Raw genomic sequence first — 15,229 nt, 5'->3', positions numbered from 1 at the left:
GTTTTACTCCTTGATCTCCCAGGTCGGCCCGTCGGCCGTATCCGTCACCTCGATACCGGCTGCGGCAAGCCGGTCGCGCACCTCGTCCGCGGTCGCCCAATCCTTCTCCGCGCGTGCGGTCGTGCGGCGTTCGAGTTCCGCTTCAACCAGCACCGCGAGCGCGGCGTTCGTGCCCGTCTGGGACTCGGCGGCGCTGCCCCACTCCCCGGGGTCCACGCCCAGCACGGCCGCCATGGCGCGCACCTGGCCAGCAATCTCGGCGGCGCGCTCGGGGTGCTTGTTGCCCTCGCGCACAGCGTTGTGGATTTCTGCCAGGGCTTTGGGCACCGCGAAATCGTCGTCAAGCGCCTGCTGGAACCCCTCCGTCCACGTAGTGGGCTTCGGCGTGCCTGCCTTGCGCACGAAATCCTCAATGCGGCGATAGCCCGCCGCGGCCTCCCTGAGCGCCTCCGGCGAGTACTCCAGCACGCTGCGGTAATGCGCCGAGCCTAGGTAGTAACGCAGCTCCACCGGGCGCACTTCTTCGAGCATGTTGTCGATGGAGAGCACGTTGCCCAGCGACTTGGACATTTTCTCACCCGCCATGGTCACCCAGTGGTTGTGCATCCAGTACTGCGCGAAACCGTCGCCGGCGGCGTGCGACTGCGCCTGCTCGTTCTCGTGGTGCGGAAACTGCAGATCCAGCCCGCCGCCGTGGATGTCGAAGCTCTCGCCCAGGTACCAGGTGGACATCGCGGAGCACTCGAGGTGCCAACCCGGGCGACCGTCGCCCCACGGGGTGGGCCAGGACGGCTCGCCCGGCTTCGCGGCCTTCCACAACGCAAAGTCACGCGCGCCGCGCTTGCCGCGGTTATCCGTCTCGCCCTGCTCCATATCCTCGACCCGGTTGCCTGAGATCGAACCGTAGTCGCCGCCTGCGCGCACCCACGCATCCACGTCGAAGTACACCGAGCCGTCCGCGGCGTAGGCGAAGCCCGCGTCGATGAGCCGTTGCATGTAGTCCACCATCTGGGTCACGTGCCCCGTGGCGCGCGGCTCCACCGACGGCGGGAGCACGCCGAGCGTGTCGTAGGCGCGGGTGAACTCACGCTCGTACGTGGACACCCACTCCCACCAGGGGCGGCCATGCTCCGCGGCCTTTGTGAGGATCTTGTCGTCGATGTCAGTGACGTTGCGCACGAACGCGACGTCGAAGCCCTTGGCCGCAAACCAGCGGCGCACGATGTCGAAGGCCACGCCCGAGCGCAGGTGGCCGATGTGCGGCTTCGCCTGCGGGGTCGCGCCACACAAATAAATGGACACGCTCCCTTCGCGCAACGGCTCGAAGTCGCGCAACGTGCGGGTCTTGGTGTCAAAGATGCGTTGAGTCACGGTGATTAGTCTACGGACCCGCCCGACACTTCCACGAGCGCCGTCGCAATCGCCGCCCTACCTTTGCCTTCGCCGGTGAAACCCATGTGGTCGGTGGTGGTGGCCGACACGCTCACCGGCGCTCCGAGCGCCTCGCTGAGCACTCGCTCCGCCTCCTCGCGCACGGGCGACATCTTCGGGGTTTGGCCCACGAGTTGCGCCGACACGTTCACCACCCGGTGGCCGTGGCGCGCAACCAGCTCGCGCAGTTCGCGGAGCAGCTCCACGCCTTTCACCCCGCCGTACTCCGGACGGTCCACCCCCACGAACGACCCGAGGTCACCCAAGCCCGCGGCGGAGAGCACCGCGTCCACCACCGCGTGGCTGACCACGTCCCCGTCGGAATGGCCCTCGCACCCGTCTTGGCCCTCGTGCAGGATGCCGGCGATCCAGCACTCCTTCCCCGCCTCGATCTGGTGCGCGTCGAACGCAGTGCCTACTCGCAGCTCACTCATGTGGCCAACCCTAGCCGCTACACTCCCCAGTCGATGATGTCGTGTGCTTCCACCACCAGCTCCGAGTAGCGGGCCTCCGGCACGCTGAAGGTGTACGGTCTCCCGGTGGCGGCCCAACGCTGGTCCCTGCCGCAGAGCACGTCCTGGGCATCGCCGTCCAACATCACGAACCCCCACACCAGACGCCCCTGCGTCTGCGGGTCGAGCAGGTAGGGCCCGACCTTCTGGTTGAACGCCCAGCTGATCTCGCGGACGTAATTCCAACCGTAGGAGCGCGACACATTCTTCACCAAGTCGCCCTTGGGTGTGAACGTGCCGGAAACCTCGAGGGTCTGCACCCGTTTCTCCTTCACCGTGTGGGTCACCGGAATCGTCTCCTCGGTGAAGTTTGAGACGCTGGCCGCGTCCGTCTGCTTGAACCAGCGCCGGCGCGCCGAAACGTAGGTGTCTTTCAGCCCCGGCGTTGCGCAGCGGCTGCCGGGAGCGAGATCCTCGTTCCAGCGCTGCGGAAGCTCGAACTCGTAGCCCGCCGGCTGCGTTGCCGCGGCGGCCTCGGGCGCATTCGCGCCTCCCACGACGAGCGCCGCGCTGAAGGCTGCGGCGAGAACTGCGTTGGCGTTTTTCCGGATGCGCATTTACGCGCCCCAGTCGATGTTGTCGCGGGTGCTCACACGCACGTGACGCTCCTTCGGCATGGTTGCGGTGAACGTGGCGCCGCTCGGCCGCCAGGTGCGGTCGGCCGCGCAGACAGTCTCTTGGCCCTCGAAGTCGGACACGATCCACCCAGCCTGGAGCACTGCGGTTTTGCCCGGCGCGACGTTGTACGGGCCGATCTGCTCGCCCACAGAGTAGGACTGGGAATCGGTGTAGCTGGTGGAGAACGTGAATTGGATCAGTTTCGCCACATCGAAGCTCAAGCCCGCGGTGACGTTCCACGTCTTCGTCTTGGTTTCGGTGATCGTGCGGGTGATGGGCAGAGGTTCGTCGTTGTAGTTCGACACCGTCCACGTGCCCGCGGAGCCGTCGAAGTAGCTGCGCACGATTCGCACGGTCTGACCGCGCTCGCCCGGGTTCGAGCAGGTGGCGCCAATGGTGGTCGGGTTCGTCGGCGCGACGGTGCGCTTCTGCGCGGCCTCCGCCGTCGGCGCGAGCGCCGCGAGGGCGAGGGACGTTGCGAGGATGGTGGAAAGTGTGCGTTTCATGGTGGTGTCCTTACATCGTGAAAGAAACTGGTTAGAGGGTGCTCTGAGTGGCGACGGGCAGGGTGCGGAACGCGTCTGGTGTGACGTCCTCGGTGCGCTTTGTGCCATCAGGGGCGGTGATCACAGCCTCGGCCCAAAAGCCGCTCGGCGCGCTGGCCTGCGGGTGCTGCGTCACGCGGCTGTACGTTCCGTCGCGGCCCGCCGAAAGCTCGCGGTAGTTGATTCGGGTCATGGTGGTGCCGTACTCCACGCGCACGCGCTCCCCGGGGGCGAGCCGGACCGGCTTCAGCTCGGTGCCCACGGGCATGTAGGCGCGCAAAACCGCGCCCACCGATTCAAGCCACCCCGAGGGCAACCTGTTGTTGTTGCCCATCCAGTTCAGATACCCGTTGTATTCGGCGCCGACGACGTAGTCGGTGACCGGGGTGTATGTGTATTCGCCCTTTGTCCAGTTGAGAAAGTCCACCGAGTACCCCGGTTTGCGGTAGGTCGGTGCTACAGCGGTGATGTCGTACGGGTAGTAGGACTTATCCCCCCGCCGCGCCTTTTGGCCCAAGGTGGGCCACTGGGGATCGCGCTGGAACAGCGCGTCCGGCTCGACGATCGTATCCTGCGGGCTGGCGATTTCCTCCAGGCTGGGCCCTGAGACCGCGGTGTAGGTGTCGCCTACCGGGCGCGAATTCGCCCCCGGGCTGCGCGACGGGATCTCAAGCGCCACGTCCGAGACGGTGCCGTCCGCTTTGATGATGTAGGCGAACGCGTAGCGCTCCGCCGGCCCGGTGCCGCGGATGACATTCGCGCCGGGGGCATTGCGCAGCACCCCGTTGTCGCACGTCATGAACATGGAGATGAAGTCTTTCTCCAGTACGCCGTAGTCGACGCGGAAGGACTCGCCCGGGCCGAGCTTGATGGGTCCGAAGGTTTCGCCCTCAATCCAGCCGTTCGTCTCCTTCAGCCCGATATCCGTCTTGGCTGTGGTGTCCCAGCCGCTCGGGAGGGTGGCCTTCGAGTTCGCCTTGATGGCGTGGTTGGTGCCGGTCTCCACCGTCGCGGAGTACGGGACGACCTGGTCGGTGCGGTTGGTGAATTGGAGGCTGCCGTCGGAGAGGTACCTGCGTCCGATTTCGCCGTAGCGCCATTGCGGGCCGTTCGGCTGCGTGTCCGCGGCGCAGGCAGTGCCGTAGCCGGGGACCGGGTATCCCTGCGGCATGGCGGGGACGGCCACTGCGGGAACCGCAGAAGCCGTCAACGCTACCGCGACAGCCGTGGCGGTGATCACTCGTCGAAATTGCATGATCGAACAATAACTGAATTTTGTCTAAGTGTCAGCTAGTGCAGAGGTAAAAGTTATTCAACAATTGTCGTGGAGGCCGCATCGGTGAGCGCGGTCGCGAGCTGCAAGTCGATGGGCGTGGTGATCTTGAACGCCAGCGGATCGCCCGGGACCGTCACCACGGGAGCGCCAAACCACTCCATCAGCGACGCATCGTCGGTCGCCTCAAATCCCGCCGCTCCCGCGAAATATGCCTCGTTAGCCTCCCGCAGCGCCCGCAGGTCGAACCCCTGCGGTGTTTGCGCCGCCCGCAGCGCGGAACGCTCCGGGGTGTCGCGCACCACGTCCCCCTCAACGCGCTTCAAGGTGTCGGCCACGGGGACGACAGGCACCACCGCTGGCGCCCCCGCCAGCACGCGCTGTGCGACCCTGACGATCATCCCCGGCGGTGTGAGCGCGCGGGCCGCGTCGTGGATGAGCACGCAAGCGTCGTCAAGCTCAATGCTCTGCAATGCGGCATAAATTGAGTCGGCGCGCTCCGCTCCCCCGTGGACAAACCGCACATCGTGGCGCTCGAGGTAGCGGCGCGCCAGCGGCTCCATCGACGGGCTGACCACCACCACAATCTCGTCGACCATCTCGGAGTTCTCCATCGCGGAGACCGAGTGCTCAAGCAGCGTGCGGCCCTGCAGCGGCACGTAGGCCTTGGGCACGTTGGCCCCCAAACGGGCACCCTTGCCCGCGGCAGCGACGACGGCGACTACGCGGCGATCCAATTAGCTTTCGTCGTCCTCGTCGTCGAAGCTGAGCTCGTCGAGATCGACGTCGTCTTCGTCGTCCACCACACCCGGGTCCGCGACGATTCCGGCCTTGACCTGCTCGTCGATGATGCGCTGGATTTCCTTATCCATCTCATCGACCTTCGCCTCATCCACCGGCTCCGCCAACGCGAGCTCGCCGACCAGGATCTGGCGCGCCTTGCCTAGCATGCGCTTCTCACCCGCGGACAGGCCCTTGCCCTGGTCGCGGCGCCACAGGTCGCGCACCACCTCGGCAACCTTGTTGATGTCGCCCGAGGCTAGCCGCTCCTGGTTCGCCTTGTAACGCCGCGACCAGTTGCCGGCTTCCTCCACGTCCGTTTCGCGCAGCACTGAGAAAACCTTCTGCAGGCCTTCCTCGTTCACCACGTCGCGCACGCCCACCAACTCGGCGTTCTTCACCGGCACCCGGACCTCCAAGTCGGAGTGGAGAATCTGCAGCACGAGGTAATCGAGTTTCTCGCCCTTCATCTCCCGCTGCTCGATATCGGCGATACGAGCCGCGCCGTGGTGCGGGTACACCACGACCTCCCCGACCTTGAATTCCATTGCAGCTCCTTGCTTGATGCCCTACCTTGAGCACATTCTCGAGCACGGTTTCTAGCACGGTCTCGAGCGCGCTTGAACGAAAGATTGACCCCACAACCCTAACAGAGCATTTGCTTATCGACGCCCACAGGGCAGCCACCGATTAGGGGTAGAAAGTGGGAAAAGTGAGCCGACAACCGCTAAAGTAATGCGGAGATAACCCCGAGATGATCAAACGATGGAGGACCCCTCGTGAAGTCCCTGAAAGCTGCTGGCGTAGCACTCGCCGCAGGTGCCGCCCTGGCTCTCACCGGCTGCTCGGCCGGTCAGATCACGCAGACCTCGGACCAGGTCGCCGCAGTTGACGGCGCTTCCGGCGCAACCGAAAACGGCGAAGTTGCCGTGCAGGACGTCACCGTCGTCCTGGCGGAGGACGGTACCGCGGCGCTGAAATTCACCGCCACCAACCAGGACACCTCCATGAAGGATCACACCCTGCAGAACGTCGCGGTCGATGGCCAGACGGTGCAGCTGGAAAACTCCGGCGCGATCAAGTACAACTGCGCTCTGGTGGCTGACTCGGCCGAGGGCCTGGAGCGCATGCCGCAGGACGACGACAACTGCATCGTCTACACCGAGACCGCGCTGAACAACGAGGGCTTCGCGTACGGCGGCAACCTGCCGGTGAAGTTCACCTTCGACACCGGCACCGTGGATGTCACCGCGACGGTGTCCGCCCCCACCCTGCCGTCCGGTCAGGTGAACCGCGAGACGGGCGACGGCGGGAACGCCGACCACTAAGCGCTCGCTTGAATTGACGAAACCGCTGGCTTGACCAGCGGTTTTTTCGTCCCCAAAGTTCGCGTCGGAGCGTGGTATACGGTTTCTACCCATGGCGAAGAAACAACGCGTGATCCACACCTGCTCCGAATGCGGCTACTCCTCCCCGAAGTGGCTCGGCCGCTGCCCGGAGTGCGGCTCCTGGGGCACCCTGCAGGAGGAGACCCCGGTGGCCGCTTCCAGCTCGGGTCCGGTGAAAACTTCCGCGCTTACTCCTACCTCGCCCGCCACCCCGATTACTAAGATCAACGCGGCAGCCACCCACACCGTGAAGTCCGGGATCGGGGAGCTGGACCGGGTTCTCGGCTCCGGCGTGGTGCCGGGCTCCGTGGTGCTCATGGCGGGTGAGCCGGGCGTGGGCAAGTCCACGCTGCTGCTCGAAGTGGCGTCGCGCTGGGCCTCGCTGGGCCGCAAGGCCCTGTACGTCACGGCGGAAGAATCGGCAGGCCAGGTGCGGACCCGCGCCGAGCGCACCGGGGCGCTTAAAGACTCGTTGTACCTCGCAGCCGAGTCGAACCTGGATGTGGTCTTCGGCCACGTTGAGCAGCTGAAACCTTCGTTGCTCATCGTGGACTCGGTGCAGACGATGCACGCCGCGGGTGTCGAGGGCGTCGCAGGCGGCGTGGCCCAGTCCCGCGCCGTGACGGCAGCGCTGACTTCGCTTGCCAAGACCACGAACATGCCGGTGCTCCTGGTCGGCCACGTGACCAAGGACGGCAACGTGGCGGGCCCGCGCGTGCTTGAACATTTGGTGGACGTGGTGTTGAACTTCGAGGGCGACCGGCAGTCGTCGCTAAGAATGCTCCGCGGCATTAAGAACCGCTTCGGCGCGACGGACGAGGTGGGTTGCTTCGAGCAAACCGCCGACGGGATCCGCGAGGTGCCGGACCCAAGTGGCCTGTTTCTTTCGCACCGTGGGCGCACCCCGGACGGCTCCGCGGTAACTGTGGCGATGGACGGTGTGCGCCCCATCCTCGCCGAGGTGCAGGCGCTCACGGTGGACCCGGTGAACAAGAGCCCGCGGCGCGTGGTCACGGGCCTCGACTTCAATAGGGTTCCCATGGTGCTGGCCGTGCTCCAGGCCCGCTGCGGTGAACGCACCAACGACAAGGACGCCTACGTGGCCACGGTGGGCGGGGTGCGAATTACGGAGACTGCGACGGATCTCGCGGTTGCGCTCGCCACCTGGTCGTCGCTGCACGAAACGCCGCTACCAGCGAAAACCGTGGTGATCGGCGAGGTGGGGCTCGCGGGCGAACTCCGGCGCGTACCCAACCTCGGCCGCCGCCTGCAGGAAGCCGCGCGCCTAGGCTACGAGCAGGCCATTGTGCCCGCCGGGGAGCAGGTGCTTATCGACGGCCTGACGGTCCACCAAGCCTCCACCCTCGGCCAAGCCATCGCGCTGCTGAAGGAACGCGGCTAGGTGATGTTGAACGGCGACGCGTCCGAGGCGTTATCCCCGATCACCGCGTGCAGGAAGTAGGAGCCGGGCTCCACCGCCGGGCGGTTGCTGCACTGGCCGGGCTGCGAGGCAGTGGCGGACCAGCGGGCCTCCCAGCCGCGCTTGTCGCCCGCCTTGAACGTCTCCGAGCCCGTGGCCACCGGCTCGTAGCAGTCCGTATCTGCCCAGATGCGCTCGTTGGAGGCCATGTCGTAGACCTCGAAGCGCAGCAGGTTTTCGTCCAGGTCGATCTCGCAGTCCGTGTCGGTGGGGTTTTGAACCTCCATGTAGAACATCGGCTGCGTGCCCTTGGGGAAGGACGGCTGGCTCGGAATCGCGGTGACCACCAAGTCTTTCAGTTCGCACACGCCGGAGCGAGCCGGTGCGGCCGCGGTCTCCTCCGCATCCTCGCTCTTGGTCACCTGGGTTGTCACGGTGGCGGTGGAGCTGCCCGTAGTTTCGGTGGTCTCCGTCTCCTCGCCCGGGGCGGGCACCGTCGGCTCGGTGGCCGGGTTCGACGTAGGGGTTTGCTCCGCGGTTGCCTCGGCGGTGGTTTCGGAGACCCCGTCTGCGCCGTCGTCGCCCCCGCCGCTGCGGGCCCAGGCGGTCAAGCCCCACACAAGCAGCGCCACGACCACCAAGAGAATGACGAGTGCCGCCACGCGGCGGCGCATGTAGATCTCCGGGGGAAGGGGGCGCTGGTTCGACATGCCTTTAACTTAGTTGCCGAAGTTTTCGTACGTGGTCTCGACACGGCTGTCGGAGAGGCGGTAGCGCCCACCGACCACGCCGACGGTGCCGGCCTGCAAGCCCTTCACCACGGAAGGGATGCGGGCGGCGAGGTGCTCCGCACCGTTGCGCGCGTGCGCCTGTTCCACCTGCTCGCCGCGGGCGTTGGCCTCCACCACGGAGGGGGCAATCTTTTCCACGAACACGCGGGTCAGTCCTGCCGGGATTTCGCCCGAATCCAGCGCTTTGGTGGCCGCGCCGACCGCACCGCAGGACTCGTGCGCCAGGAAGAGCACGAGCTTTACACCCAGTCCGTCTACTGCGAACTCTACAGACGCGGAAACTGCGGAATCGACGATGCCGCCAGCCGTGCGGATGACGAATACGTCGCCGAACCCAGCGTCGAAAAGCAGCTCCACCGGAACACGCGAATCGGAGCAGCTCACGATGCATACGGCGGGGTTTTGTCCGGAGGTGAGCTGCTGGCGGTACTCGGCGTCGCGGTGGGCGCCAGTGTCTTCGCCCGCTGCGAAACGCTCATTGCCGGCCCGCAGGCGCTCCCAAGCGTCGCGGGGCGAGGTTGCTGAGAGGAGATCGGTGTCAGAAGGAGTAGTCATACGCACTATTGTTGCAAACATTGTGCTCGACTCGAACGAAATCATCGCCTGGTTCCGCGACAACGCCCGCCCGCTGCCGTGGCGCGCACCCGGCACGTCGCCGTGGGGCATCCTGCTCAGCGAGGTGATGAGCCACCAGACGCAGGTAGAGCGCGTCGCCCCCATCTGGGAGGAGTGGATGCGGCGTTGGCCCACCCCGGAAGCGTTCGCGGCCGCCGGCACGGACAAGGTGCTGCGCGCCTGGGGCTCACTCGGCTACCCCCGCAGAGCGCTGCGGCTGAAAGAGTGCGCGCAGGTGATCGTGGACAAACACGGTGGCGAGGTGCCCCGCGACGTCGATGAGCTCCTCGCGCTTCCCGGCATCGGCGATTACACGGCCCGCGCCGTGGCGTGTTTCGCGTTCGGCAAGAACGTGCCGGTGGTGGACACGAACGTCCGCCGCGTCGTCGCGCGCGCTGAACGCGGGCGCCCGGTTGGGGTGGCGGGGAAAGGTGAGCTGGGAGCCGTCGATAAGCTACTGCCCCCAACAAGCGGCCCGGAGTTTTCCGCCGGCCTGATGGAGCTCGGCGCGCTGGTATGCACGGCGAAAGCGCCGAAGTGCGGGCAGTGCCCCGTGACGCGATGCGAGTGGGTGGCCGCCGGGAAGCCCGCGCCGAGCGAGGACGAGTTGAAGTCGCGCCGCACGCAAAAGTTCGCGGGCACGGACAGGCAGGTACGCGGCAAAATCATGCGCCTGTTGCGCGAGGCGGATTCGCCGGTGGAGCAATCGCTTATCGACGCCACCTGGCCCGACCAAGCCCAACTTTCCCGCGCACTATTTTCACTGCTTGACGACGGCCTCGCCGTCCAAGACTCCCGCGGCTACTTCCACTTGCCGCGGTAGTGCAGCCCGCCGGGCAGCTTCACAGATACGCGCCCGCGCGAGTTCACGGTGACCGGCCCGATCTTCTTCGACGCGGAGACCCCCGAGCCGGAGAAGTTCAGCCAGCTGTCCTTGCTGATCTTTTTGCGCTTCCGATACTGGTAACCCATGCGCAGCAGCCTACACTTCTTATTTATGCCCAAAAGTCGTGTTGTGCTGCTCATCATGGCAGCTTCACTACTTGCACGCAACAAAAAGCGCCAGCGAAGCATCCACGCTTCGCTGGCGCTTTTCTAGCCGTTACTGGCGCTAACCGCTAGACCGGCTCGGGGCCTTCGCCCTCGTTGCCCTGGCCGTCACGGCCCTCACCCGGGTTTTCGTCGGGGCGCTCCGGGTCGGTGTCGCGCTCGTCCGGGAACTCGGACGCCTCAGTCTCGTCCTCGCGGTTGCCCGGCTCGATGTCGCGGATCTCCTCCTCCAGCTCGACTTCCTCCTCATCGAAGGTGTCGGCCGGGAGCGGCTTCGGGCGCGGGGTGAACGTGAACTCCGCATCCGGGGCAGCCTTGCCGCGGTCCTTGCGGGCGGTCTCCACGTCGCCGTCCCAGCCTTGGACGTCCACGGTGATGATCTCGCCGGCGCCGATCTCGCCGAAGAGGATCTTTTCCGAGAGAATGTCTTCGATCTCGCGCTGAATCGTGCGGCGCAGCGGGCGCGCACCCAGCACCGGGTCGAAGCCGCGGACTGCGAGCAGGTTCTTCGCGTTTTCGGTGAGCTCGATGCCCATGTCCTGGGCGGCGAGGTTCTTGTCCACGCGGGAGATAAGCAGGTCCACCATCTCGACGATCTCGCCCTGGGTGAGCTGCTTGAACACCACGATCTCGTCGATACGGTTCAAAAACTCGGGGCGGAAGTGCTTCTTCAGCTCGTCGTTAACCTTGCCCTTCATGCGCTCGTACTGCGCTTCGGAGTCAACCGCGGTGTCACCCGTGAAGCCCAGGCCGACCGGCTTGGAGATGTCACCGGTACCCAGGTTCGACGTGAAGATAAGCACGGTGTTCTTGAAGTCAACGTTGCGGCCCTGGCCGTCGGTGACGTGGCCTTCTTCGAGCACCTGCAGGAGCGTGTTGTAGATCTCCTTGTGCGCCTTCTCGATCTCGTCGAAAAGCACGACGCTAAACGGCTTGCGACGCACCTTCTCGGTGAGCTGGCCACCCTCCTCGTAGCCCACGTACCCCGGAGGGGCACCGAACAGGCGCGAGGCGGTGAACCGGTCGTGGAACTCGCCCATGTCCACCTGGATCAGCGAGTCGTCGTCGCCGAAGAGGAACTCTGCAAGCGCCTTCGACAGCTCGGTCTTACCCACACCGGACGGACCGGCGAAGATGAAGGAACCGGACGGACGGTTCGGGTCCTTCAGGCCAGCGCGGGTGCGGCGGATGGAACGGGACACGGCTTTCACAGCCTCGTCCTGGCCAATGATGCGCTTGTGCAGCTCGTCTTCCATGTTGAGCAGGCGAGAAGACTCGCTCTCGGTGAGCTTGAACACCGGGATACCGGTCCAGTTCGCCAGTACGTCGGCAATCTGGTCCTCGCCGACCTCGGCGATGTCCTCCAGGTCGTCGGAGCGCCACTTCTTTTCCTTCTCGGAGCGCTCCTCGCCCAACTTGCGCTCGGTGTCGCGCAGGCCAGCAGCCTTCTCGAAGTCCTGGGCGTCGATCGCCGCTTCCTTTTCCTTCCGCACCTCGGCGATGCGGTCGTCGACCTCGCGAAGCTCCTCCGGAGCGGTCATGCGCTTAATGCGCATGCGGGCACCGGCCTCATCGAGCAAGTCCACTGCCTTATCCGGCAAGAAACGGTCGTTGATGTAGCGGTCCGAGAGCGTAGCGGCGGCCTTGAGCGCGTCGTCGGTGTAGGACACGCGGTGGTGCGCTTCGTAGCGGTCGCGCAGACCCTTGAGGATCTGCACGGTGTCCTCCACGCTCGGCTCGTCCACCTGCACCGGCTGGAAACGACGCTCCAGAGCGGCGTCCTTCTCAATGTGCTTGCGGTACTCATCCAGCGTCGTCGCACCGATGGTCTGCAGCTCGCCGCGGGCCAGCTTCGGCTTGAGCAGCGAAGCCGCGTCGATAGCACCCTCTGCTGCACCTGCGCCGACGAGCGTGTGAATCTCGTCGATGAACAGGATGATGTCGCCGCGCTGGTTGATCTCCTTGAGTACCTTCTTCAGGCGCTCCTCGAAGTCGCCGCGGTAGCGCGAGCCGGCCACCAGCGAGCCGAGGTCCAGCGAGTAGACCTGCTTGTCTTTCAGCGTTTCCGGAACCTTACCGTTGGCGATGTCCAAGGCGAGGCCCTCTACCACCGCGGTTTTACCCACGCCGGGCTCACCGATGAGCACCGGGTTGTTCTTGGTACGACGCGACAGCACCTGCATTACGCGCTCGATTTCCTTGTCGCGGCCGACAACCGGGTCGAGTTTGCCTTCCTTCGCCGCCGCGGTGAGGTTACGGCCGAACTGGTCGAGCACGAGCGAGTTGGAACGCTCGCCGCCCTGCGGGCCACGCTGGCCGCCGCCCGCACCCGGGCCAGCACCAGCGCCAGCGAAACCGCCGCCGCCCTGCTGCGGGGACTCCGGGTTCTGGCCCTCGCCGCCCTCGTAGCCGGAGAGCAGCTGAATCACCTGCTGGCGCACGCGCGGCAGGTCGGCGCCGAGCTTGATCAGCACCTGCGCCGCAACGCCTTCACCCTCGCGGATGAGGCCGAGCAGCAGGAACTCGGTGCCGATGTACTTGTGCCCCATCTGCAGGCCCTCGCGCAGCGAAAGCTCAAGCACCTTCTTCGCGCGCGGGGTGAACGGGATGTGGCCGGTGGCCGGCTGGGAGCCATGGCCGATGATGTCGATGACCTCGCGACGCACGTCCTCCAGGTTGATGCCCATGGATTCGAGCGCCTTCGCGGCGACACCCTCGCCCTCTTTAATCAGGCCGAGCAGGATGTGCTCTGTGCCCATGTAGTTGTGGTTGAGCTCGCGCGCCTCCTCCTGCGCCAGGACGATAACGCGACGGGCCCTGTCCGTAAACCGCTCGAACATGTGGCTTGCCCCTTCCTAAACCAAAAATTGTTGTCCACCACCATAACGTCGGCCGCCGACACCTCTTCCCGCCTTCGCCACCCGGCCGTCGTTAAGCGATGCAATTGCGCAGGTCGGGCGGGGTGTTCGCCCGTAGCGAACAGGGCTGCAGAGCATGCTTATCGACGGCTCAATAGCGCGTAGCGGAAGCCCACCGAAACGTCGAGCACCACCCCGTCGATATCCGTCCCCGTCACCACGGTCTGCTTGCCCTGGAGAAGCGGCACCGTCGGCAACTCCTCCGCCAGTTCGCGCTGCACCGTGGCCAGTTCCTCAACGCGCGCCGCCTCGTCTTGTTCGTGGGACGACTTGTTCAGCTCGTCGGTAATTGCGGTGTTCTCGAAGTGGTTGTTCAAGAAGTTGCTGCCTGGGGCGAACAACGGCGTGAGGTAGTTGTCCGGGTCCGGGAAGTCCGCGAACCAACCGAGCTGGTACACGGGGTAAGCGTCGGCGACGCGGTTCTTCTGGTACTGGACCCACTCGGTGGACTGCAGGTCGACGGTGAACAGGCCCGTTCCCTCCAGCTGCGCCTTGATCGCGGCGTACTCGTCGCCCGAAGACGGCCCGTAGTGGTCGGGGTTGTACTGGACGTTCAGCTCCACCGGCGTAGTCACACCGGCGGCCTCGAGAATGTCGCGCGCCTTGCCGGCGTCCGGCTTGCCGTCGTCGGCGAGGTAAAGCTCCTTCAGCGGCTCCGTGGCACCGAGCAGCCCGTCCGCAACGTGGGAGTACAGCGGGGAGTAGGTGTCACGGTAGACATCTTTGGCCAGCGCATCGCGGTCGATCGACGCCGCAACCGCTTGGCGCACAGCCTTCGCCTTCTCCTCGTCGGCCTCGGGCGTGGTGGCGCCGTAGGGCTGAGTGTTCAGGTTGAAGGTGAGGTAGCGGATCTCGCCGCCCTGCCCCTCCACGACCGTGACGTTGTCGTCCTTGCGCAGGTCGTCGATATCGGTTGCGGTGAGCGAGCGGTGCGCGACGTCGATGTTGTTCTGCTGGATATCCAGCTTGAGGTTCGACGCGTCCGCGTAGTACTTCACGTCCACGCCCTCGTTGCGCGCCTGACCGAGCACGCCCTTGTACTCGGGGTTCTTCGCGTAGGTCACCTGCTCGTTCTCCCGGTACGTTTCCAGCACATACGGGCCGGCGAAGGCGCCGGATTCCGCGATTTCCTGGCTATCCAGCACCGAGTCCGCCGGGAACACTTCCTCGTCCACGATCGGCGCCGCCGGCGAGCTGAGCACGGACGCGAAAGTCTGGTCATTCGAGTCGCTCAGCTTGAACACCACCGTCAGATCGTCAGGCGCCTCCACCGATTCCAGGTTCACGAGGAGCGATGCCGGCCCGTTCGGGTCGTCGATAGCCTTCTGGCGGTCGAAGGTGAACTTCACGTCCGACGAGGTCAGCTCGTTGCCGTTCGCGAACGCGAGGTCCGGTTTCAGCTTGACGGTGTACTCGTCCGGGGCAGTGAACTCGGCGGATTCCGCAAGCGACGGCGTGATCGCGGTGTCCTCCGCACCCGGCTCCACCAGAAAGCCGTACACCTGGCGCATCACGTCGAAGGATCCCTTGTCGTAGGCCCCGGCCGGGTCGATACGCGTGATCTTGTCGGTGGTGCCGATCGTGATGTAGTCCCCGCCTGCCGCGCCGTTTGCGGCGCTTTCGGTGTTTGCGGTCTTTGCGTCGTTTGCGGCGGAGTCGCTTTCCGTCGTCGCACATGCCGCGAGCGAAACGACGGTAGCTACGGCGAGAACAGGCGCGAGGATCGCGCGCGTGCGGTCTTGCATGATTGTCAGCTCGATTCCGATGAGTGAGTGGACTTGTACGTGTCAACACAAACTATCCCGAGCCGGCAGCAACCAAACAATCTCCGCCATACAGCCCTGTCTACTTTCACTAGCTTATCGACGATTCCCCCTGCACAACGCCC

At 65.5% G+C, this 15,229-nt stretch carries 15 protein-coding genes; 3 read left to right on the top strand and 12 right to left on the bottom strand.

All coding sequences use genetic code 11. The features are described 5' to 3' along the window. Positions 1 to 3: 3 nt before the first annotated feature. The 7 genes from cysS to HWX32_RS01700 are packed head-to-tail and all read right to left on the bottom strand — an operon-like array spanning position 4 to position 5,707. On the bottom strand, positions 4 to 1,371 hold the full coding sequence (gene cysS, locus HWX32_RS01730; RefSeq protein WP_175934493.1) for a cysteine--tRNA ligase: 1,368 nt from the start codon (positions 1,369 to 1,371) through the stop codon (positions 4 to 6). A 5-nt stretch (positions 1,372 to 1,376) separates the two neighbouring features. After that, a complete protein-coding gene (gene ispF, locus HWX32_RS01725) occupies positions 1,377 to 1,865 on the bottom strand; it encodes a 2-C-methyl-D-erythritol 2,4-cyclodiphosphate synthase (RefSeq protein WP_075466275.1) in 489 nt (162 codons plus the stop codon). A 17-nt stretch (positions 1,866 to 1,882) separates the two neighbouring features. Then, positions 1,883 to 2,500, bottom strand: a complete 618-nt coding sequence (locus tag HWX32_RS01720) for a hypothetical protein (protein ID WP_175934492.1) — start codon at positions 2,498 to 2,500, stop codon at positions 1,883 to 1,885. Next, the gene (locus tag HWX32_RS01715) at positions 2,501 to 3,067 is read right to left on the bottom strand and encodes a hypothetical protein (RefSeq protein WP_175934491.1); all 567 of its coding nucleotides are present in this window, start codon (positions 3,065 to 3,067) and stop codon (positions 2,501 to 2,503) included. Between the two features lie 31 nt (positions 3,068 to 3,098). Beyond that, positions 3,099 to 4,361, bottom strand: a complete 1,263-nt coding sequence (locus HWX32_RS01710) for a hypothetical protein (protein ID WP_075466281.1) — start codon at positions 4,359 to 4,361, stop codon at positions 3,099 to 3,101. 53 nt (positions 4,362 to 4,414) lie between these two features. Further along, the gene (ispD, locus tag HWX32_RS01705; RefSeq protein WP_175934490.1) at positions 4,415 to 5,116 is read right to left on the bottom strand and encodes a 2-C-methyl-D-erythritol 4-phosphate cytidylyltransferase; all 702 of its coding nucleotides are present in this window, start codon (positions 5,114 to 5,116) and stop codon (positions 4,415 to 4,417) included. Further along, on the bottom strand, positions 5,117 to 5,707 hold the full coding sequence (locus tag HWX32_RS01700; RefSeq protein WP_175934489.1) for a CarD family transcriptional regulator: 591 nt from the start codon (positions 5,705 to 5,707) through the stop codon (positions 5,117 to 5,119). Positions 5,708 to 5,938: 231 nt separating this feature from the next. On the opposite strand from HWX32_RS01700, the gene HWX32_RS01695 reads away from it, so the two are divergent. Next, positions 5,939 to 6,487 carry a hypothetical protein gene (locus tag HWX32_RS01695; protein ID WP_175934488.1) on the top strand — a complete coding sequence of 183 codons (549 nt, stop codon included), beginning with the start codon at positions 5,939 to 5,941 and terminating at the stop codon, positions 6,485 to 6,487. Positions 6,488 to 6,578: 91 nt separating this feature from the next. Beyond that, positions 6,579 to 7,949, top strand: coding sequence for a DNA repair protein RadA (radA, locus tag HWX32_RS01690; protein ID WP_175934487.1), 1,371 nt, complete (start codon positions 6,579 to 6,581; stop codon positions 7,947 to 7,949). Here radA and HWX32_RS01685 read toward each other — a convergent pair. Further along, the gene (locus HWX32_RS01685) at positions 7,946 to 8,677 is read right to left on the bottom strand and encodes a hypothetical protein (RefSeq protein ID WP_175934486.1); all 732 of its coding nucleotides are present in this window, start codon (positions 8,675 to 8,677) and stop codon (positions 7,946 to 7,948) included. The genes radA and HWX32_RS01685 overlap by 4 nt on opposite strands. Positions 8,678 to 8,686: 9 nt before the next feature. Continuing rightward, positions 8,687 to 9,313, bottom strand: coding sequence for a carbonic anhydrase (locus HWX32_RS01680; RefSeq protein WP_075466299.1), 627 nt, complete (start codon positions 9,311 to 9,313; stop codon positions 8,687 to 8,689). A gap of 22 nt (positions 9,314 to 9,335) precedes the next feature. On the opposite strand from HWX32_RS01680, the gene HWX32_RS01675 reads away from it, so the two are divergent. After that, on the top strand, positions 9,336 to 10,196 hold the full coding sequence (locus HWX32_RS01675) for an A/G-specific adenine glycosylase (protein WP_254868218.1): 861 nt from the start codon (positions 9,336 to 9,338) through the stop codon (positions 10,194 to 10,196). On the opposite strand, the gene HWX32_RS01670 is transcribed toward HWX32_RS01675, so the two are convergent. The 3 genes from HWX32_RS01670 to HWX32_RS01660 form a co-directional block, all read right to left on the bottom strand. Then, entirely contained in the window at positions 10,175 to 10,345 is a 171-nt protein-coding gene (locus tag HWX32_RS01670; RefSeq protein WP_082259708.1) for a DUF4236 domain-containing protein, read from the bottom strand. The genes HWX32_RS01675 and HWX32_RS01670 overlap by 22 nt on opposite strands. Positions 10,346 to 10,491: 146 nt before the next feature. Then, positions 10,492 to 13,263 carry an ATP-dependent Clp protease ATP-binding subunit gene (locus HWX32_RS01665; protein WP_175934483.1) on the bottom strand — a complete coding sequence of 924 codons (2,772 nt, stop codon included), beginning with the start codon at positions 13,261 to 13,263 and terminating at the stop codon, positions 10,492 to 10,494. Between the two features lie 158 nt (positions 13,264 to 13,421). Next, the gene (locus HWX32_RS01660) at positions 13,422 to 15,086 is read right to left on the bottom strand and encodes an ABC transporter substrate-binding protein (protein ID WP_175934482.1); all 1,665 of its coding nucleotides are present in this window, start codon (positions 15,084 to 15,086) and stop codon (positions 13,422 to 13,424) included. Between the last annotated feature and the right edge of the window lie 143 nt (positions 15,087 to 15,229).

Origin of the sequence: Corynebacterium sp. Marseille-P4321 (assembly GCF_903645305.1) — a bacterium.
GTDB lineage: Bacteria > Actinomycetota > Actinomycetes > Mycobacteriales > Mycobacteriaceae > Corynebacterium.
The sequence above is the reverse complement of the archived record's forward strand: the minus strand, read 5'-3'. Positions and strand labels throughout refer to the sequence as shown.